Here is a 19,606-nt window from a genome sequence, read left to right as displayed (position 1 = left end):
ACGTTCTGTACCCAACCAGACTCTTCAGATTTGAGGACTCAGCCCATGACCTCAGTTCTCGAGCCGCCCGCGACCACGTCGTCTCCCGCCGCTCCGCTCGTCCCCAAGGTCGGTCGTCTCGTAGACCAGTTCGAACTCGGTCTCGACGCCCCGATCTGCCTCACGTGGGAACTCACCTACGCGTGCAACCTGTCGTGCGTGCACTGCCTGTCGTCCTCGGGACGCCGGGACCCGCGCGAGCTCAGCACCGAACAGTGCAAGTCGATCATCGACGAGCTGCAGCGCATGCAGGTCTTCTACGTCAACATCGGCGGCGGTGAGCCCACCGTCCGCTCCGACTTCTGGGAGCTGGTCGACTACGCGACCGAGCACCAGGTCGGTGTCAAGTTCTCCACCAACGGCGTCAAGATCGACAAGAAGGTCGCCGCGCGCCTGGCGGCCAGCGATTACGTCGACGTCCAGATCTCGCTCGACGGCGCGACCGCCGAGGTGAACGACGCTGTGCGCGGGCCGGGTTCGTTCGCGATGGCCGTGCGTGCGCTGGAGAATCTCGCCGAGGCGGGGTTCAAGGATGCCAAGATCTCCGTTGTAGTCACCCGCGAGAACGTGAGCCAGCTCGACGAGTTCAAGGAGCTCGCCGACCGGTTCGGCGCGACGCTGCGCATCACGCGCCTGCGGCCGTCGGGTCGCGGCGCCGACGTGTGGGACGAACTGCACCCCACCCAGGAGCAGCAGCGTGAGCTGTACGACTGGCTGGTCGCGAACGGCGAGGGTGTACTGACGGGCGACTCGTTCTTCCACCTCTCGGCGTACGGCGACGCGTTGCCGGGGCTGAACCTGTGCGGCGCCGGACGCGTCGTGTGCCTGATCGACCCGATCGGCGACGTGTATGCCTGCCCGTTCGCGATCCACGACCAGTTCCTGGCCGGAAACATCGTCTCGGACGGTGGTTTCCAGCAGGTGTGGCAGCACTCGGAGCTGTTCCAGGACCTGCGGTCGCCGCAGACCGGTGGAGCCTGCAGCAAGTGCGACCACTACGACTCGTGCCGCGGCGGCTGCATGGCGGCCAAGTTCTTCACGGGCCTGCCGATGGACGGCCCGGACCCCGAGTGCGTCCAGGGTTACGGCACGTCCGCGCTCGAGGCCGATCGCACGGTGCCGAAGTCGAGCCAGGACCATTCACGGACCGGCAAGCGCGCCGAGCGGCGCACGCCGCAGGCGCCGGTGCCGCTGACCCTGCTGACCCGTCCTCCGGCGAAGATCTGCGACGAAAATCCGCTTGCCGGAATGGAATAGAAGTAGTTCACAAGCAGTACGAGAGGTTTTTCAATGGCCAAGAACACGTGGTTCGAGACGGTTGCCGAGGCGCAACGGCGCGCGAAGAAGCGTCTGCCCAAGTCGGTGTATGCGGCACTGGTTGCCGGCTCCGAGAAGGGGCTGACCGTCGACGACAACATCGCGGCCTTCTCCGAGCTCGGCTTCGCCCCGCACGTGGCCGGGCTGTCCGGGGAGCGTGATCTGTCGACCACCGTGATGGGCCAGCCCATTTCGATGCCCGTGATGATCTCGCCGACGGGTGTGCAGGCCGTGCATCCGGACGGCGAGGTCGCGGTCGCGCGCGCCGCGGCGGCACGCGGCACCGCGATCGGCCTCAGCTCCTTCGCGAGCAAGTCCATCGAAGAGGTCGCGGCAGCCAATCCGCAGACCTTCTTCCAGATGTACTGGGTCGGCGATCGCGACACGCTGCTCCAGCGCATGGAGCGGGCTCGCGCCGCGGGTGCGAGCGGTCTGATCATCACGCTGGACTGGTCGTTCTCCAACGGCCGCGACTGGGGCAGCCCGTCGATCCCGGAGAAGATGGATCTCAAGGCGATGTTCCAGTTCGCGCCTGAGGGCATCACCCGCCCGAAGTGGCTGTGGGAGTTCGCAAAGACCGGCAAGGTCCCGGACCTGACGACGCCGAACCTGGCGGCGCCGGGCCAGCAGCCGCCCACGTTCTTCGGGGCGTACGGCCAGTGGATGGGCACGCCGCTGCCCACGTGGGAGGACGTCGCCTGGCTGCGTGAGCAGTGGGGCGGACCGTTCATGCTCAAGGGCGTCATGCGGGTCGACGACGCCAAGCGGGCACTCGACGCCGGTTGCTCCGCGATCTCGGTGTCGAACCACGGCGGCAACAACCTCGACGGCACCCCCGCTCCGATCCGGGCGCTGCCGGCGATCGCCGAGGCGGTCGGTGATCAGCTCGAGGTCGTGCTCGACGGCGGCATCCGCCGCGGCAGCGACGTCGTCAAGGCGCTCGCCCTCGGCGCCCGCGCCGTCATGATCGGGCGCGCCTACCTCTGGGGTCTGTCGGCCAACGGCCAGGCAGGTGTCGAGAACGTCCTCGACATCCTCCGCGGGGGCATCGACTCGGCGGTTCTCGGCTTGGGCCACAAGTCGATTCACGACCTGAGCCCGAACGACCTCGTGGTCCCCGAGGGCTTCCGCCGCGATCTCGGCGTCGGCTAGAACACCGCGCGCGTGCGCGGCAGCCTCACCGAACCGTTCACCCTGGCCGGGCGCATCGCCCCGGCCAGGGTGCTCTTCGGTCCGCACGAGACCAATCTGGGCGACGCCCGCGCACTGTCCGCTCGGCACGTCGCGTACTACGAACGTCGTGCCCGCGGCGGCGCCGGACTGGTCGTCACCGAGACCGCGTCTGTTCACCAGAGTGACTGGCCGTACGAACGGTCCCCGCTGGCCGCGGACTGCGAGCCGGGTTGGCGTGCAGTGGCGGATGCGTGCCGCCCGCACGGGACGCTCGTGCTCGCGGGTCTCGGGCACACCGGGCTGCAGGGGTCGAGTGCGTGGTCGCAGTCGGCGTTGTGGGCGCCGTCTCGCTTCCCGGACCCGGTGTCGCGGGAGCTGCCGATGGAGATGGAGCCCGGCGAGATCGCCGCGCTCGTCGAGGGTTTCGGTCGGGCTGCCCGGCTCGCGGTGGCCGCGGGCGTAGACGGTGTCGAGCTCGACGCCGGCCCGTCCTCTCTTCTGCGCCAGTTTCATTCGGGGCTGACGAACCGGCGCACCGACGGCTACGGCGTCGATCGGCTGCACCTCACGCGTGAGGTGATCGCTGCGGTCCGGGCGGAACTCGGTGACCGCATCCTGTCGCTGCGGCTCAGCTGCGACGAGCAGGCGCCGTGGGCCGGCATCACCCCGGACGACGCGGCGAACCACGTCGCTGAGTTGGCCGAGTCGCTGGACCTGCTCGTGGTGGTCCGGGGCGGGCCGTACTCCACCGCCGCCTATCGACCGGACGGCCACACCGCGCCCGGGTTCAATCTCGGGCTGTGCAGATCGATGCGTGCGGCCGCGGGTGGCCGGGTTCCGGTGGTGTTGCAGGGCAGCGTCGTAGACGCGGCGCAGGCGCAGCGGGCGCTCGACGACGGCGTCGCGGATCTCGTCGAGATGACGCGCGCCCAGATTGCCGAGCCGGACCTCGTGTCGCGGGTGCGGGCCGGGTCGGCCCCGCGGCCGTGCGTGCTGTGCAACCAGACCTGCCTGGTCCGCGATCCTCGCAACCCGGTGGTGACGTGCATCGGTAACCCGACGGCCGGATTCGAGACTGTCGATCCGGAACCGGTGGCCGTGGCCGGCCCCGCCTCCGCGCAGGTCGTGGGCGGAGGACCTGCCGGGCTCGAAGCGGCGCGCGTGCTCGCGTCGCGGGGCTTGCGGGTGACGTTGACGGAGCGCACCACTCGGCTCGGTGGGATGCTCCGCACCGCCGCAGCGGGACCGGGCCGGACACGACTGTCGATGCTCGCCGATTGGCTCGAGGCGGAGTGCCGTCGACTGGGCGTGGAGATCAGGACGGCCGCCGAGATCGAGCCGGACGATGTCGCGGACGGGCGGAGCGGAGACGGGGCGCTGATCGTCGCGACCGGGAGCAGGCCCCGCCCGGCACCGTGCCCCGTGGATGCCGCGATGCGCGTGCTCACCGCGGCCGAGGTGCTGTCCGGTTCCAGGGTGGATGCGGGGCCGGTCGTCGTGTTCGACCCGGTCGGCGGCCCGGTGGCGGTGTCCGTCGCACTGCTGCTGGCGGACCGCGGGGTGGACGTCACGATCGCGACGCCCGACCAGTTGGTCGGATCGAGACTCGGGCCGACGGGAGATCTGGTGGCTGCGAACAAACGCCTGCGGGACGCCGGTGTGACGGCGCTTCTTGCGGTTCTCCCGATGGCCGGGACAGCGGGGGAAGTGCTGCTGCAGAACCGCTTCACGGGTGTCCGCTTCGGCGTACCGTGCTCGGTACTGGTCGACTGTTCGCTTCCGTTGCCGGACGAGTGGTCGGCCGTGGGCGAGGGTGCGGTGAGGGTCGGCGACTGTGTCGCCCCCCGCACCGTCCTCGAAGCCGTCCGCGAGGGAAGACTCGCGGCAATGTCCATGGCGCAGTACGAGGTAGTCACGGGTTAGGAGATCACGGTGGGACAGTTCGACGGCAAGGTCGCCTTCATCACGGGCGCGGCGCGTGGGCAGGGACGCACGCACGCGGTGCGGTTGGCGCGTGAGGGCGCGGCGATCATCGCGGTGGACGTCTGCAAGAGCGTCACCGACCACAACACCTACGACGCCGCGACGGCCGACGATTTCGCGGAGACCGTTCGACTCGTCGAGGCCGAGGGCGCCAAGATCTACGCCCGCGAGGCGGATGTCCGCGACAGCGCGGCGCTGAAGGCCGTCGTCGACGCGGGTGTGGAACAGTTCGGCCGGCTCGACATCGTGATCGCCAATGCCGGTATCTGCAACTGGAATCGCTTCTGGGAGATGTCCGACGACCAGTGGGAGACGCTGATCGACATCAACCTCACCGGCGCCTTCAAGACCCTCAAGGCCGCGGTGCCGGCCATGATCGAGGCCGGCAACGGTGGCTCGATCATCGTCGTCAGTTCGGTTGCCGGAATCAAGGCGCTGCCCGGCCAGGCGCACTACGCGGCGTCGAAGTTCGGTCTTGTCGGTCTCACGCAGGCCGCGGCGAAGGAACTCGGCGAGTACAAGATTCGCGTCAACTCGATCCATCCGTACGGCGTCAACACGCACATGGGCACCGACCCGGGCAGCCTCGTGATCCTCCAGCAGTACCCGCACTACGGCCCGAACTTTGCGCCGATCCTCACCGAGAAGCCCATCGCCGATCCCGACGACATCTCGGATGCGGTGCTGTGGCTGGCCGGTGACGGCGCCAAGACGGTGACGGCCAGCCAGGTCGCACTGGACCAGGGCAACACGAAGGTCTGACGCGACCGATCCATGCTGTATCCACGGTTGTCGTCCCCGCTTCGCCTCGGCGGGCGGACCCTGCGTAATCGGGTCGTGTTCACCGCGCACCTGACGAACTACGCGCACGGGGGTCTGCCCACCGAACAGCACGCCGCGTACTACGCGGCCCGTGCCGCCGGCGGAGCGGGGATGATCATCACCGAGGAACAGTGTGTCCATCCGTCGGACTGGCCGTACGAGAAAGTGATTCACGGCTATCGCCCGGAGGTGGTGGACGGGTACCGGGCGATCACCGACGCTGTGCACGGTCACGGCGCGGTGATCCTCGCGCAGCTCAACCACAACGGCGGGCAGGGGTCGGGCATGTATTCGCGCCGACCGCTGTGGGCGCCGAGCCCCGTTCCGGATCCCTTGTTCCGGGAGGTGCCCAAGGCGGTCGACGCGGCGGAGATCGCGGAGCTGGTGGCCGCCTACGCCGTCGTCGCCGCCCGTTGCCGCGACGGGGGATTCGACGGCGTCGAACTGCAGGGCTCGCAGTCGTCGCTCATCCGGGGGTTCCTGTCCTCGGCCACGAACCGGCGGAGCGATCGTTACGGCGGATCCCTCGAGAACCGCGCCCGGTTCCTCGTCGAGGTGATTGCCGCCGTCCGAGCCGCGATCGGTCCGAATCTGGTGCTCGGTGTGCGTCTTTCGGGCGACGAGCAGGTGCCCGGCGGGATCGTGCTCGACGACGCCGTCGCGGTGGCCCGGATCGTGGAGGCCTCGGGCGTCGTCGACTACATCAACACCACGATGGGCGTGGCGACCGAGACGCTGCACCTGGTGGAGCCGTCCATGGCGGCTCCCCGCGGCTACGCGCTGCACATCTCGGAGGCGATTCGGGCAGCGGTGGCGCTGCCGGTGATCGGCGTGGGCCGGCTGAAAGAACCGGCCGAGGCCGAACGCGCGCTCACCGACGGGCGGTGCGATCTCGTCGGTATCACTCGCGGGCAGATCGCCGACCCCGATTTCGCGACGAAGGCGCTGCGCGGCGCCGCGGACGAGATCCGCACCTGCCTGTCGTGCAATCAGGAGTGTGTGGGACGCATGGGGCTGGGTCGTTGGCTCGGTTGCGTCGAGAATCCCCGTGCCGGAAAGGAATCGGTTCCGCTGCCCGATCCTCGGGTGCCCGGCAGACGGGTGGTGGTGGTCGGGGGCGGGCCGGCGGGGCTGTCGGCGGCGGCGACCGCGGCTGAGCGCGGGCATCGGGTGACACTGTTCGAACGCTCGCCTGTCGTGGGTGGTCAGATCCGGGTCGCGTCGTCTGCGTCGGGGCGCGGCGAGCTGGGTGATCTCGTACGGAATCTCGAGGGTGAATGCGTGCGTCGCGGGGTGCGGATCGAGACCGGTGTCGAGATGAGCGCGGAGCAGTTGCGGGCGCTGGCCCCGGACGTGGTGGTGGTCGCGACGGGGGCGCGTCCGGTTCGCCCGTGGTGGGCGGGGGAGTGTGCTCGTGTGGTCCATGCCCGGGGCGTGCTGGACGAAAGTGTGGCCCCGGCCGGGCGGGTTCTCGTGGTGGACGAGCTGGGTTTTCATCAGGGGCCGTCCGTGGCGGAGACGTTGGCTGCTCGCGGTTGTGCCGTGACGATCTGTACGCCAGGAATGATCGTCGGACAGGACCTGGGTGTCACACTCGACATGGAGCGATGGCAGCAGCGAGCGCACCGTGCGGACATCGAGCAGTGGACCGATGTGGCGGTGAGCGGTGTCGCCGATGCGGCGGGCCGTCTGCGGGTCACCCTGGAGAACCACCTCTCCGGTGTCACTCTGACCGAGGTGTTCGACTGGCTGGTGTGCGCGAGTCACCAGGAACCCTGTGACGAGTTGTGGAAAGTATTGACGCACAGTGGCTCCACTCCGTTCGAGGTGTATCGGATCGGTGACGCCGTGACGCCGCGCCGCTCGCATGCCGCGGTGATCGAGGGGCATCGGGTGGCGGCGGCGCTGTAGCAACGACGACGCCCCCGACACAGCGTCCTACGCTGCGTGTGGTCCTGCCCGCCTATTGGCTGGGATGGGTTTCTTGTAGGGGTCGACGGTGCTGGGTGGGGTGAACCACGGGTGCCGGTCGGCGCCGATTTTCACGTCCCAGTGGGAGTGGTGCAGCAAGGTGTGGTGGTAGCGGCAGAGTAGGACGAGGTTGTCGAGGTCGGTGGGGCCGCCGTCTGCCCAATGCTTTACGTGGTGGCCTTCGCAGTGGGCGGGTGGTGTGCCGCAGCCGGGGAAGGCGCAGCCGTGGTCGCGGGCGATCAGGGCGCGGCGCTGTTTCTTCGACACGGTCCGGCTGGTTCGCCCCAGATTCAGGGGGACGTCGTCGTCCATGACGATGGCGGTGAGGTGACAGTCGCAGGCGATCCGGCGAGCGGTCGCGATAGACAGCGGTCCGGTGTGGGGCATGCGTGCGATGTCTTTGTCGCCGAACAGGTCCGACCCTTCATCGGTGTGCGTCCACTCGTGAGCCGACTCGCTGCGGGCGAGGTCGCTGGCGTTCACATGGAGTGACAGGTGTGGCCGCTCGCCGCCCTCGATCGGGGCGTCGCCGGAGTCGAGGTAGCGGCGCAGGATCTCGGCGAACGCGTCCGCCCGCTGCCGTGCGGGGGTGAGTTTCTCGGCGGGGTCGTCGACCGGATTCCTCGGTTTGGTCAGCGCGGACAGTGCGGTCAGGAGCATCTCGCCGGTGACGGCGTCGAGGTCACCCTTGACCGAGACCCGTCCGTTCAGGGTTTTCGAGGCGTGGAATTCGTTGCGTTCGGTGTCTTCGCTGGGTGGGAGTTCGTCGGATTCGAAGATCCGCTCCAACCGGGAGATGCACGTGCGGACGGTCGTGGTGGTTGCGGCGGGACCGGACGCGGCGTCCAGCAACACCTTCCGGCACGAATTTAGCGCTTCCACGGGCATGCCACGAGGTGTGGTTTCGCAGAACTTCCCGATCAACGCCGCATGCTCGGCCGAAATATCTCCGGCGTTGAAGGCGTCGGCGATCTCGGGCTGCCGGGCGAGCATCCGGCCCAATGCGAGGATCCGTGCCGCGGCCGGCACTTCCAACAGTGAGTTCGCGGCCAACCACTGCTTGACACTTCGGAAGCCGAGGGTGTCGAACGAGACTGCGCGCGCATCGACTTCGGCGGCCATCGCTACCCGCAACGCTTGGAGCCGTTCGATCTCACGGCAAACGTCGGCCATGCCCTGCACAAGGGCCGCTTCGGCGAGCGATCCCACGTCGCCAGGCCGCAGCGAAGCGACTGCGATGCCCGAATTGTTGAGTCCCCCCGGATTCATGACCCGAGCCTAGTTCGAATATATGTTCGAGTCAATGGGTATCGAGTACGCCACGCAGTAGGGTCTGGGCGTGCCGGACCCTCGATCTGACAAGACCCGGGCGCGCGACATCGATCGCGCGCAGACGTGCAGCCTGCTCGACGCCGCATATGCGGACGGTCAGCTGGGTGTCGAAGAGCACGAGTCCCGTACTGCGGCAGCGATGCGCGCGACGACGCTCGGCGCTCTTCAGGCGCTGACCAAGGACTTGCAGGTACCCGATCATCTTGTCGGTGACGGGACCGGCGGTGAGTCCGAGACTGAATCCGACTCCGGCTCGCCGCGGTCGCGCCACCTCCTTGTGGTCCTCGCTGCGGTGGTCGTCGTGGCGTTGATCGTGGTCGGCCTGGTCCAGGTGATGTCCGCCGGGGGCTCCAATGGCCCTGCCGCCTCCTCCGAATCGAGCGCCGACGACCACTCGGCCGAGTCGATCGCTCTGTTCACCGCCGACGGCATGCGCGAGTTCGTGCGCCGCTTCGAGTCGAAGTTCGGCAATCTGGTCGCCGACGATGTCGATCTGTACAGCGATGACGCGGTGGTTGCGAAGATGATCCCCCGGCAGCCGACCCGGATGCAGCGGTGGATGTTCACGGGCGCTGCCGGATTCGAGCCGTGGACGCCGCCCACGATGCGGGACGAGGACCAAGATACGGTCGACCTCGCGCTACTCGACAGCGAGTCCATCGTCGATCTGGTCGGGCGCGCTACCGGCCTCGTGGGTCTGCCCAGCGGCCACGTCGATCGGGTCGCCATCCGCGCCCTTCGCTCGCCGTCGGGTGTCGCCGAGCCGCGGGTCACGGTCTACGTCGTGGACGCCGACGTCGCCAAGGGGAACGTGACGGCGACATTTGCCGGCGAGGTCGTCGAGGTGCAGGGCCCGTGAGCGGCGGGAGCCCGCTCTACCATCGACCGATGGACCTCGCCCGCATCCCGTGGCCCGATGTGCCGCGCGACGACCTCACCGTCGCGGTCCCGGTCGGCTCTTTCGAGCAGCACGGCCCGCACCTGCCGCTGGACACCGACACACGCATCGCGACCGCTCTCACCGGCGCTGTCGCCGGCGCGCTCACCGGCGTCGTGACGGCGCCCGCCATCACGTACGGGGCGAGTGGCGAGCACGAGGGCTTCGCCGGGACCATCTCGATCGGCACCGAGGCGCTCGAGGCGCTGCTCGTCGAGTTCGGCCGCTCGGCGTGTCGGTGGGCCCGGCGTGTCGTGTTCGTCAACGGCCACGGCGGGAACGGCCCGGCGGTGGTGAAGGCCGTCGAACTCCTTCGCTACGAGGGCCGCGACGCGGCCTGGCTGCCGTGTGCGGTACCGGGTGCCGACGCGCACGCCGGACACACCGAAACATCCATGCTGCTGCATCTTTCACCCGCTGACGTGGCGATGGACCGAGCCGAGCCCGGCAACACCGCGCCCATCGCGGACCTCATGCCGCAACTGCGGTCGGGTGGCATGCTCGCGGCGACCCCCAACGGCATCCTCGGCGATCCCACCGGGGCCACCGCAGAGGAGGGGGAACGACTGTTCGCAGACCTCGTTCGCCGGGCCGGAAAGGCGATCGAGAACTGGGCGCCACGGCCCGACGGGAGGCTGGTGTGACTGGTGTGGCGGTTTGTCCTGGTTTTTCGCGGCAAGTTCTGCCCATGACTGCACCGCCCCTTAACATCGTCTGATGCGCAATGCTCGACTCCCCGACGGGTTCGGGGTCCGCCTCGATCCCCAGGTACGCGCCTATTCGGGAGGCCGGGTACTGATCGGCGGGTCACCGATGCGGATGCTCAAGCTGGCACCGGCGGCGGCCGAGATGATCGGCGACGGCTACCTCGAGGTCGTGGACTCGCAGACCGCTGTGGTGGCGCGTCGCCTGCTGGACTCGGGCGTCGGGAACCCGCGCCCCATGAGTACGCCGTCGCCGAGTGACGTGACGGTCGTCGTGCCGATCCGCGACAACGTCGACGGCATCGCGCGCCTGGTGCCGGCGCTGCGGGGGTTGAACGTCATCGTCGTCGACGACGGTTCCGCCACGCCCCTCGAGCTTCCGGATCTGTCCGGTTGCACCGCCCACGTGACGCTGCTGCGGCACGACGCCTCGCGCGGCCCGGCCGCCGCCCGCAACACGGGACTGCGTGCGGCGCAAACACCTTTCGTCGCCTTCCTGGACTCGGACGTCGTACCGAAGACCGGGTGGCTCGAACTGATGCTCGGGCATTTCAGCGACCCCGCGGTGGCACTTGTGGCGCCGCGCATCGTGGCCCTCGAACCCGAGGGGTCGATGCTCGCCCGGTACGAGCACACGCGCTCTTCACTGGACCTGGGCCGCAAGGAGGCCGCGGTCCGCTCCGGCAGCCCGGTGGCGTACGTGCCGAGCGCCGCGATGCTCGTGCGCCGCGACGTCCTGGTGGAGGCCGGTGGATTCGACGAGACCATGCACGTCGCGGAGGACGTCGATCTGTGCTGGCGTCTGCAGGAGTCGGGTTGGCGATTGCGGTACGAACCGGTGTCTCAGGTAGCGCACGACCACCGCGTCACCTTCCGGAAGTGGTTTTCGCGCAAGCTCTTCTACGGCACCGGTGCGGCCCCGCTGGCGTCACGGCACGACGGCATGGTCCCGCCGCTGGCGATGTCGAAATGGACGCTGTTCGCCGTGCTCGCGGCGGCGACGGGAACGCGTATCGGCCTGCTCGGCAGCCTCGCGACCCTGCTCGTGACGGCGACGCGACTGCGGCGCACGTTTCGTGAGCTCGACCAGCCGACACGGATCGCAGCGATTCTCGCAGCTCGCGGCTTTGCCGGTGGCGCATGGCAACTCGCGTCCGCGATGTGCCGTCACTACTGGCCGGTGACGTTCCTGGCGGTTCTGTGTTCGCCGCGCATTCGGCGCCTGGCCGTGGCGGTGGCCGTCGCCGAGGGCGTCGTCGACTGGGTGAAGCATCGCGAGCCGGGTGGTTTGGACCCGCTGCGGCACACGGCATTCAAGCGACTCGACGACGTCGCGTACGGCGCGGGCCTGTGGCAGGGCGCGATTCGTGCCCGGGACCTGCGAGCACTCGCTCCCCGCATCGGCAGCTGACGGTGAGTCGGGACCAGCCGCATCCGTCCGAGTCCGCCGATGTCGTCGTCATCGGGGGCGGCTCGTGCGGCAGCGTTCTCGCCGGACGGCTCAGTGAGGATCCGAACCGTCGGGTGCTGCTCGTCGAATCCGCTCCCGGACATCGGATTCCCTCGGAATATCCCCCTGAGCTCGTCGACGCCGGGGTGCTGCCGGTGGGGCCCGACAGTCGTTGGGTGTGGCCGTACCAGGTGAACCTCACCAGTGAACGGTCCGGGTGGATCGCTCGCGGCCGGGTCCTCGGTGGTTCGGGGGCCGTCAACGGTGGGTACTTCGTGCGCGCGCAGACGGACGACTTCGATCGCTGGCCGCGGTCGTGGTCCTTCGACGAGGTGCTGCCGTACTACAAGCGCATCGAATCCGACGCGGACTTCACCGGACCGTGGCACGGGTCGGACGGGCCGATCCCGGTGCATCGGGAACCTCGTGATCGCTGGCACCCGGTGAGCAGCGCCTTCGTGGACGTTGCCCGCGACGCGGGGCACGCCGAGGATCCGGACAAGAATGCGCCCGGTTCGCACGGCGTCGGCCCGGTGCCGCTCAACATCCGGGACGGCGTGAGGGTGGGTCCGGCGTCGGCCTACCTCCTGCCGAACCTGGGGCGCCCCAACCTCACGGTGCGCTCCGGCGCAACGGTCACCAAGGTGTTGTTCGACGGCACCCGCGTGGCCGGCCTCGAGATCGCGACGGAAGAGGGGCTGCACACCATCCGTGCGTCGACGGTCGTGCTCACTGCCGGCGCGGTAGCGACCCCGCACCTGCTGATGCTGTCCGGGGTCGGCGACGCCCGACACCTCCGAGATCTCGGCATCGAGGTGGTCGCGGACCTGCCGGCGGTGGGGTCCGGTTTCAGTGACCATCCCGAGGTGGTGCTGCCGTACAGCTACCGGGTGCCGGTCCCCAGGACCACGAGTGTGCCTGCCCTGCAGGTGACCCTCAACGCCGACGGCATCGAAATGCGCCCGTACACAGCGTCGTTCGGTGACCTCATACCCGGATCCGGGATCGGCCGGCCGTGCCTGGGCGTGGTGCTGATGAAGCCGCACAGCCGCGGTGAGATCAGACTGGTCTCGGCCGATCCGGGCGCCCCGCCCTCGGTGTCGTACCGCTACCTCGAGTCGGCAGCGGATCGGGACGCGTTGCGGGCCGCGGTGCTCCATGCCGCCGACCTGATGCGCACCGGTGCGATGCGTGCCCTGGTCGATCCCGACGACGTCGACACGTCGGACGAGTGGTTGTCGGATCACCTCGGCACGTCGTTGCACCTGTCGGGCAGTTGCCGGATGGGGGCCGACCCGGCGACGTCGGTGGTGGACGAGGAGTGCCGCGTCCACGGTGTCGACGGACTGTTCATCGTCGACACGTCGATCTTCCCCGCGATCCCGGGCCGGGGCCCGCACGCCACCGCCGTGATGGTGGCGGAGCGTGCGAGCACCCTCCTGTGAATCAGCTCGAGACGGCGTCCGATGCGGCGACGTCGGTGGCCCAGCGGTAGTCGGCCTTGCCGGCCGGTGTGCGCTTGACCTCGTCGACGACAACGAACGCGCGCGGCACCTTGTAGCCCGCGAGTGTCTTGCGGCAGTGGTCCTGGACGGCGTCGAGGGTCAGCTCGTCGGAGCCGGGGTACACCGCGACGACGGCGGCGACGCGCTGCCCCATCCGCTCGTCCGGCACCGGTACGACGAGGGCGTCGGAGATCGACGGATGTGCGTGCAGTGCCGCCTCGACCTCCTCCGCGAAGACCTTCTCGCCGCCGGTGTTGATGCACTGCGAACCGCGGCCGAGGAAGACGATGGTGCCGTCCGCCTCGATCGTGCCCATGTCGCCGAGCACCGAGATGCGGGTGCCGTCGGCGCGGGTGGGGAAGGTGCGGGCGGTCTTCTCCTCGTCCTTGTAGTAACCGAGGGGAACGTTGCCGATGCGCGCGATGTACCCGATCTCGTCGGAGCCCGCGGGAATCTGCTCGAGACGTTCGTTCACCAGGATCAGGTTGGGGGAGGGGGGCATGCGCAGGTTGCCGTTGTCGTCGATCGTGAACGCGCCGTCGTTGCCGGACTCCGACGCACCGAAGTTGTCGCGCAGCAACAGTTCCGGTTTGACGGCCAGCATCCGCTCGCGCACGCTCAGTGACCAGATCGCGCCGCCCGAGGTGATCGAGAACAGCGAGCTGAGGTCGACCTCGCCCTTGCGGCGTTCCATCTCGTCGACCAGCGGCAGCCCCATGCCGTCACCGACGATCAGGATCACCTGCAGCTTCTCCTTCTCGATGCCTTCGACGACCTTGACGGGATCGAAGTCGCGCATCACCACGAGGCGGGCCCCGAGGGTGAAGAAGGTGAACAGCGAGTACGACGCGGCGCCGTGCATGAGCGGCGCCGCGATCAGGAACGTCATGTCGGGGAACTCCTTGGCGGCGGCCGCGATCTCCGCGAGATCCTTGCGGGCTTCCGCGCCGTAGGGGTTGCCGCCCGACAGCGGCTTGTGGAAGAAGTCGTCGTGGCGCCACATGACGCCCTTCGGATAGCCGGTGGTGCCGCCCGTGTAGAGGACGTACAGGTCGTCACCCGACCGGGCCGGGAAGTCGGTGGCGTCCGAGTGCGCCTGCGAGTCACTGAACGGCAGCACCGTCACGGACCGTGCCTCGGCCTCGGTGAGCAGCTCCTGCTCGGGTTCGCCGACGACGATCACCGTCCGGACCAACGGGCAGTTGTCGAGGAGGCCGGCGAGGGTGCGCTGGTGTTCGGGAAGTTCGACGACCACCGCGACCGAGTCCGAGTTGGTGAAGATGTACTCGAGCTCGGACGGGGTGTACCGGTAGTTCACGTTGATCGGGACCGCGCGGATCTTGAGGATCCCCAGGAGCGACGTCACGTGCTCGATGCTGTTCTTCAGGAAGAGCGCCACGTGCTCGCCCGGTGCCACCCCGGCCTCGGCCAGGAAGTGTGCAACCTTGTTCGCTTCCGCGTTCAGGCTCTTGTACGACAGGTGCTGGCCTTCGTACGTCAGCGCGATGCGGTCGGGCACGGCGTCCGCGACGGTCTCGAAGATATCGGCCAGGTTGAACTGCATCGGCATTCCTTCCAGAGCAACGAATCATCCGGTGGAACGTGTTCCACCTCTGGTCCGCACACTAGCCAGTCGGATGCCGGTTTCGTGACGAAATCGGACATCCTCCGTCGCGCGGCGGCGAAGTGTGCTGTTGCTCCGAAGTGGCGCCGTCGCCCAGTTGTGACCACTTCTACGTCGTAATCGCAATGTTCGCGTGCTTAGTGTCCTGTGTCACACCCCGATCGGGGTGTTCGCCCCGTCCGAGTAAGGAGTCTTCGATGAGCGTGTACGCCCGCCCTGGTTCTCCCGATGCCCTGATGTCCTTCGAAACGCGCTACGACAACTGGATCGGCGGCGAGTGGGTGGCTCCGGTGAAGGGGCAGTACTTCGAGAATCCGACACCGATCACGGGCCAGCCGTTCTGCGAGGTCGCACGGTCGACGGCCGAGGACATCGAACTCGCCCTCGACGCCGCACACGCCGCGGCGCCGGCATGGGGGAAGACGCCGGTCGCGCAGCGAGCGCTCGTTCTGAACAGGATCGCCGACCGGATCGAGGCCAACCTCGAGAAGATCGCGCTCGCCGAGTCGTGGGACAACGGCAAGCCGATCCGGGAGACCCTGAACGCCGACATCCCGCTCGCGGTCGACCACTTCCGCTACTTCGCCGGCGCCATCCGCGCGCAGGAAGGTGCGCTGTCGGAGATCGACGCGGACACCGTCGCCTATCACTTCCACGAGCCGCTCGGCGTGGTGGGGCAGATCATTCCGTGGAACTTCCCGATCCTCATGGCGACGTGGAAGCTCGCGCCCGCGCTCGCGGCGGGTAACGCCGTGGTCCTCAAGCCGGCCGAGCAGACACCGGCGTCGGTGCTGTATCTGTTCTCGCTCATCGGCGACCTGCTGCCGCCCGGTGTCGTCAACATCGTCAACGGTTTCGGTACCGAGGCCGGCAAGCCGCTCGCGTCGAGCCCGCGGATCAAGAAGATCGCGTTCACCGGTGAGACCACGACCGGCCGGCTGATCATGCAGTACGCGTCGCAGAACCTCATCCCCGTCACGCTCGAACTCGGCGGCAAGAGTCCCAACGTGTTCTTCTCCGACGTGCTCGCCGCGAACGACAGCTTCCAGGACAAGGCCCTCGAGGGTTTCACGATGTTCGCGCTGAACCAGGGCGAGGTGTGCACGTGCCCGTCGCGCGCACTGATCCAGCGCGACATCTTCGACGACTTCCTCGCGCTCGCCGCGGTGCGCACCAAGGCCGTTCGGCAGGGTGACCCGCTCGACACCGACACGATGATCGGTGCGCAGGCGTCGAACGACCAGCTCGAGAAGATCCTGTCGTACATCGAGATCGGGAAGAACGAGGGCGCCCGGGTCGTCACGGGCGGCGAGCGCGCCGAGCTCGGCGGCGACCTGTCCGAGGGGTACTTCGTTCAGCCGACGATCTTCACCGGCACCAACGACATGCGGATCTTCCAGGAGGAGATCTTCGGTCCGGTGGTGTCCGTGACGTCCTTCGCCGACTACGACGAGGCCATCGCGATCGCGAACGACACCCTCTACGGTCTCGGCGCCGGAGTGTGGTCGCGGGACGGCGGCGTCGCGTACCGGGCCGGACGCGACATCCAGGCGGGCCGGGTGTGGACCAACACCTATCACCAGTACCCCGCGCACGCGGCGTTCGGCGGCTACAAGCAGTCCGGCATCGGGCGCGAGAACCACCACATGATGCTCGATCACTACCAGCAGACGAAGAACCTGCTCGTCAGCTACGCGCCCGGCGCACAGGGCTTCTTCTGATCGAACGACCGAGTCCGGAGGTTTCGCATGGCCGAGACGATGAAGGCCGCGGTAGTTCGTGAGTTCGGCAAGCCCCTCTCGATCGAGGACGTCCCGATCCCGAAGCCAGGACGCGATCAGGCGCTCGTGAAGGTGCGGTCCAGCGGCGTCTGCCATACGGACCTGCATGCCGCCAAGGGAGATTGGCCCGTCAAGCCGACGCTGCCCTTCGTTCCGGGGCACGAGGGCTACGGCGAGGTCGTCGAGGTGGGGGAGGGCGTCACCGAACTGACGGTGGGCGATCTCGTGGGCAATGCGTGGCTGTGGTCGACGTGCCTCGAGTGTCGCTACTGCCGCACGGGCTGGGAGACGCTGTGCGAGAGACAGATCAACGGTGGATACACTGTCGACGGCTCGTTCGCCGAGTACATGCTGGTCGACTCCAGGTTCGCCGCCCGAGTGCCGAAGGGAGCCGATCCGATCGAGGTGGCGCCGGTCCTGTGCGCCGGAATCACCGTCTACAAGGGGCTCAAGGTCAGTGCCCTCATCCCGGGCCAGTGGGTGACCATTTCCGGGATCGGCGGGCTCGGGCACGTCGCGGTGCAGTACGCCACCGCGATGGGGTTGCGCGTCGCCGCGGTCGACGTCGCCGACTCGAAGCTCGCGCTTGCGGCCCGCCACGGCGCGGAACTGCTCGTCAACGCATTCGAGGAGGATCCGGTGGAGAAGGTGCGGCAGGCCACCGGCGGCACCGACGCGGTATTGGTGACCGCGGTCAGTCCGGCCGCGTTCGCGCAGGCGATCGGCATGGTCCGACGGGGTGGAACCGTCACGTTCACGGGCCTGCCGCCCGGCGAGTTCCCCACCCCGATCTTCGACACCGTGCTGAAGGGGTTGACGCTGCGCGGATCGATCGTCGGCACCCGGCAGGACATGGTGGAGGCGCTCGACTTCTACGCCCGCGGCTCGATCCATCCCACCGTCCACGCGCGGCGAATCGAGGACATCAACGATGTCTTCGACGAACTCGATCGCGGCATGATCGACGGCCGCGTCGTCCTGGACTTCGCATGAGCGCGGCCCCGCCCCGCGCGGTCGTCACGGGCGCGGCGGCGTCGTTGCTGCGCCACCTCGCGGACGTCCACGGCCCGCTCATGCTGCACCAGTCCGGGGGCTGCTGCGACGGCTCCGCGCCGATGTGTTTCCCGATGGGAGAGTTCACCGTCGGCGATCGGGACGTCCTGCTCGGGGTGTTCGATCTGAGTCTGGGGGTGGGCGAGCTCGGCACGATCACCCCGCAGGACGACGACGCCGTGCCGCTGTGGATCTCGGGTCCGCAGTTCGACGCGTGGAAACACACGCAGTTGGTCCTCGACGTCGTCCCCGGCCGCGGTGCGGGGTTCAGCCTCGAGGCGCCGGAGGGGGTGCGCCTGCTCAGCCGGGGGCGGGTGTTCGACGCCGCCGAACTCGCCGCGCTGGACGGCGAGGTCCCGCTGCTCGGTGCCGACTGGGAACGCGGCGCGCGTCCCGGGCCGGCGTCGGCCCCGCTCGTGGTGGCCGAGGCCGCCGACGCGTGCCCGGTGCCGGGCCACCGTGGGTGACCCGGCGCGGATCCTCGGGCGGTAGGTTTCCTGTCGGAACCACCGCACACACGAGGAGAACACGATGGCCTTCGCGGGCAACGTCGACGAACTGGCACTGCTGCAGACGATCCGGCTGAAGGGGCAGGTGACGGCCGACGTCCTCGCCGCGCAGCTGGGCGTCGCACTCGCATCCGCGGAGGCGGCACGTGACGCCCTCCTGGCACAGGGCAAGGCGGAGGAGACCGGTGACGGCGCGTTCGCGCTGACCGATGCGGGTGTGGCCGAGCTCGGCGATCAGCTCGACGCCGAGCGCGTGTCGATCGACGAGGATTCGATCGCCGAGATCCACGAGCGCTTCCTGGAACTCGACGGTCCGCTGCGCGAACTCGTCGAGGGCGACCCGAACGTCGAGGCGCTCGCGGCGCTGGACCGGAAGGCGCAGGACGTCCTCGACGACGTCTCCGCGTTCGTGCCGCGGCTGTCGCGCTACCAGGACCTGTTCGCCGAGGCGCTGCGGAAGGCGCAGGCCGGCGACGCGGCGTGGATCGCCGCCCCGGAGATCGCGTCGTACGCCACGGTGTGGGGTGAGATCGCGCGCGAGCTGCGCGGCGCCTGCGGGCTGGACGAGGACGCCGCGGCCTGACGCGATCCCCGCCCGGCGGCCGGACGGCCGGTGGGCGGGGCACCCGGACTATGTTCCAACCATGGTGCTGCACTATCCCCGTGGCGTCGCGGTCGTCGCGGTTTTCCTGTCCGCCCTGGCGGGGTTCGTGGACGCGATGGGATTCATCACGCTCGGTGGATACTTCGTCTCCTTCATGAGTGGTAACTCGACCAAGCTGGCGGTCTCCCTCGGCGAGGGGCTGGTCGGCACCGCGCTCACCGGTGCCGGCATCGTCGTCCTGTTCGTGATCGGGGTGATGGCCGGATCCTTCACGGGCAGGACCGCCGGACGCAGTCACCGCCAGGCGGTTCTCACCCTCGTCGCGGTGCTCCTCGCCCTCGCCGCGACGGCCCACCTCGTGGGGGGCACGCCCGTCGCGATCGCGCTGATGGTCCTGGCGATGGGGGCGGAGAACGCGACCTTCGAACGCGAGGGAGAGGTGAGTATCAGCCTCACCTACATGACGGGAACTCTCGTGAAGATGGGCCAGCGCCTGGTCACCGCGCTGACGGGCGGCGAGCGGTGGGGGTGGGTCCGGCACTTCCTGCTCTGGGCGGCGATGGTGATCGGAGCCGCTCTCGGGGCGTTCGCCCACAATCTCGTCGGATTGAACGCGCTGTGGGCGGCCGCGTCGTGGGCGGCGGCGCTCGCCGTCGTCCTCGCCCGGATGCCCCCACCGCGCCCCGCGCGCGGGTGACACAGCTCACTCCACCCCCTTTCGGGGGTGGCCGGTCAGTGACGTGGATCACTACCTTTCCTCGCAGTCGCTGACGCCAATCGGGGCGTCACGCACGGCTCGAGA

General features: G+C 68.8%; 16 protein-coding genes. 14 read left to right on the top strand and 2 right to left on the bottom strand.

What is annotated here, in order from left to right:
- Positions 1 to 45: 45 nt before the first annotated feature.
- Genes mftC through A6I89_RS14070 form a run of 5 tightly spaced genes read left to right on the top strand, consistent with a single transcriptional unit; the run spans position 46 to position 7,245 of the window.
- Positions 46 to 1,296, top strand: coding sequence for a mycofactocin radical SAM maturase (mftC, locus tag A6I89_RS14090; RefSeq protein ID WP_005518306.1), 1,251 nt, complete (start codon positions 46 to 48; stop codon positions 1,294 to 1,296).
- 33 nt (positions 1,297 to 1,329) lie between these two features.
- Positions 1,330 to 2,508, top strand: coding sequence for a pre-mycofactocin synthase MftD (mftD, locus tag A6I89_RS14085; protein ID WP_022597405.1), 1,179 nt, complete (start codon positions 1,330 to 1,332; stop codon positions 2,506 to 2,508).
- 12 nt (positions 2,509 to 2,520) lie between these two features.
- Positions 2,521 to 4,452: a mycofactocin system FadH/OYE family oxidoreductase 1 gene (locus A6I89_RS14080; RefSeq protein ID WP_022597403.1), complete on the top strand. Its 1,932-nt coding sequence runs from the start codon at positions 2,521 to 2,523 to the stop codon at positions 4,450 to 4,452.
- A 9-nt stretch (positions 4,453 to 4,461) separates the two neighbouring features.
- Positions 4,462 to 5,274, top strand: a complete 813-nt coding sequence (locus A6I89_RS14075; RefSeq protein ID WP_005518310.1) for a mycofactocin-coupled SDR family oxidoreductase — start codon at positions 4,462 to 4,464, stop codon at positions 5,272 to 5,274.
- Between the two features lie 12 nt (positions 5,275 to 5,286).
- Positions 5,287 to 7,245 carry a mycofactocin system FadH/OYE family oxidoreductase 2 gene (locus tag A6I89_RS14070; RefSeq protein WP_022597400.1) on the top strand — a complete coding sequence of 653 codons (1,959 nt, stop codon included), beginning with the start codon at positions 5,287 to 5,289 and terminating at the stop codon, positions 7,243 to 7,245.
- A 27-nt stretch (positions 7,246 to 7,272) separates the two neighbouring features.
- On the opposite strand, the gene A6I89_RS14065 is transcribed toward A6I89_RS14070, so the two are convergent.
- Positions 7,273 to 8,574: an HNH endonuclease signature motif containing protein gene (locus tag A6I89_RS14065; protein ID WP_022597398.1), complete on the bottom strand. Its 1,302-nt coding sequence runs from the start codon at positions 8,572 to 8,574 to the stop codon at positions 7,273 to 7,275.
- A 70-nt stretch (positions 8,575 to 8,644) separates the two neighbouring features.
- On the opposite strand from A6I89_RS14065, the gene A6I89_RS14060 reads away from it, so the two are divergent.
- From A6I89_RS14060 to mftG, 4 genes are all read left to right on the top strand, one after another.
- On the top strand, positions 8,645 to 9,496 hold the full coding sequence (locus tag A6I89_RS14060; RefSeq protein ID WP_022597396.1) for a DUF1707 SHOCT-like domain-containing protein: 852 nt from the start codon (positions 8,645 to 8,647) through the stop codon (positions 9,494 to 9,496).
- Positions 9,497 to 9,525: 29 nt separating this feature from the next.
- A complete protein-coding gene (gene mftE / locus A6I89_RS14055) occupies positions 9,526 to 10,218 on the top strand; it encodes a mycofactocin biosynthesis peptidyl-dipeptidase MftE (RefSeq protein WP_044991338.1) in 693 nt (230 codons plus the stop codon).
- A 73-nt stretch (positions 10,219 to 10,291) separates the two neighbouring features.
- Positions 10,292 to 11,689: a mycofactocin biosynthesis glycosyltransferase MftF gene (gene mftF, locus A6I89_RS14050; protein ID WP_044991337.1), complete on the top strand. Its 1,398-nt coding sequence runs from the start codon at positions 10,292 to 10,294 to the stop codon at positions 11,687 to 11,689.
- Positions 11,690 to 11,691: 2 nt separating this feature from the next.
- Positions 11,692 to 13,173, top strand: a complete 1,482-nt coding sequence (mftG, locus tag A6I89_RS14045; RefSeq protein WP_022597391.1) for a mycofactocin dehydrogenase MftG — start codon at positions 11,692 to 11,694, stop codon at positions 13,171 to 13,173.
- A 1-nt stretch (position 13,174) separates the two neighbouring features.
- On the opposite strand, the gene A6I89_RS14040 is transcribed toward mftG, so the two are convergent.
- The gene (locus A6I89_RS14040) at positions 13,175 to 14,797 is read right to left on the bottom strand and encodes an acyl-CoA synthetase (RefSeq protein WP_022597389.1); all 1,623 of its coding nucleotides are present in this window, start codon (positions 14,795 to 14,797) and stop codon (positions 13,175 to 13,177) included.
- A gap of 257 nt (positions 14,798 to 15,054) precedes the next feature.
- Between A6I89_RS14040 and exaC the strand changes: the two genes are divergently transcribed.
- The 5 genes from exaC (at position 15,055) to A6I89_RS14015 (ending at position 19,501) form a co-directional block, all read left to right on the top strand.
- Positions 15,055 to 16,578 (top strand): acetaldehyde dehydrogenase ExaC, encoded by a 1,524-nt coding sequence (gene exaC, locus A6I89_RS14035; RefSeq protein WP_005518324.1) that lies wholly within the window; start codon positions 15,055 to 15,057, stop codon positions 16,576 to 16,578.
- Positions 16,579 to 16,605: 27 nt separating this feature from the next.
- Complete coding sequence (gene adhP / locus A6I89_RS14030; RefSeq protein ID WP_013416909.1) at positions 16,606 to 17,631, top strand: alcohol dehydrogenase AdhP; 1,026 nt, start codon at positions 16,606 to 16,608, stop codon at positions 17,629 to 17,631.
- Positions 17,628 to 18,158, top strand: a complete 531-nt coding sequence (locus A6I89_RS14025; RefSeq protein WP_022597387.1) for a DUF779 domain-containing protein — start codon at positions 17,628 to 17,630, stop codon at positions 18,156 to 18,158. Before adhP ends, A6I89_RS14025 begins: the two co-directional genes overlap by 4 nt.
- 64 nt (positions 18,159 to 18,222) lie before the next feature.
- Positions 18,223 to 18,783: a hypothetical protein gene (locus tag A6I89_RS14020; protein WP_022597385.1), complete on the top strand. Its 561-nt coding sequence runs from the start codon at positions 18,223 to 18,225 to the stop codon at positions 18,781 to 18,783.
- 61 nt (positions 18,784 to 18,844) lie between these two features.
- Positions 18,845 to 19,501, top strand: a complete 657-nt coding sequence (locus A6I89_RS14015) for a YoaK family protein (protein WP_013416906.1) — start codon at positions 18,845 to 18,847, stop codon at positions 19,499 to 19,501.
- Positions 19,502 to 19,606 lie beyond the last annotated feature (105 nt).

This window comes from Prescottella equi (genome assembly GCF_002094305.1).
Lineage (GTDB): Bacteria > Actinomycetota > Actinomycetes > Mycobacteriales > Mycobacteriaceae > Prescottella > Prescottella equi.
The sequence above is the reverse complement of the archived record's forward strand: the minus strand, read 5'-3'. Positions and strand labels throughout refer to the sequence as shown.

Coding starts and splice junctions, on each gene's coding strand:
- mftC (WP_005518306.1), top strand. CDS start 46: ATGACCTCAGTTCTCGAGCCGCCCGCGACCACGTCGTCTCCCGCCGCT.
- mftD (WP_022597405.1), top strand. CDS start 1,330: ATGGCCAAGAACACGTGGTTCGAGACGGTTGCCGAGGCGCAACGGCGC.
- A6I89_RS14070 (WP_022597400.1), top strand. CDS start 5,287: ATGCTGTATCCACGGTTGTCGTCCCCGCTTCGCCTCGGCGGGCGGACC.
- A6I89_RS14065 (WP_022597398.1), bottom strand. CDS start 8,574: ATGAATCCGGGGGGACTCAACAATTCGGGCATCGCAGTCGCTTCGCTG.
- mftE (WP_044991338.1), top strand. CDS start 9,526: ATGGACCTCGCCCGCATCCCGTGGCCCGATGTGCCGCGCGACGACCTC.
- mftF (WP_044991337.1), top strand. CDS start 10,292: ATGCGCAATGCTCGACTCCCCGACGGGTTCGGGGTCCGCCTCGATCCC.
- A6I89_RS14040 (WP_022597389.1), bottom strand. CDS start 14,797: ATGCAGTTCAACCTGGCCGATATCTTCGAGACCGTCGCGGACGCCGTG.
- exaC (WP_005518324.1), top strand. CDS start 15,055: ATGAGCGTGTACGCCCGCCCTGGTTCTCCCGATGCCCTGATGTCCTTC.
- adhP (WP_013416909.1), top strand. CDS start 16,606: ATGGCCGAGACGATGAAGGCCGCGGTAGTTCGTGAGTTCGGCAAGCCC.
- A6I89_RS14025 (WP_022597387.1), top strand. CDS start 17,628: ATGAGCGCGGCCCCGCCCCGCGCGGTCGTCACGGGCGCGGCGGCGTCG.
- A6I89_RS14020 (WP_022597385.1), top strand. CDS start 18,223: ATGGCCTTCGCGGGCAACGTCGACGAACTGGCACTGCTGCAGACGATC.
- A6I89_RS14015 (WP_013416906.1), top strand. CDS start 18,845: ATGGTGCTGCACTATCCCCGTGGCGTCGCGGTCGTCGCGGTTTTCCTG.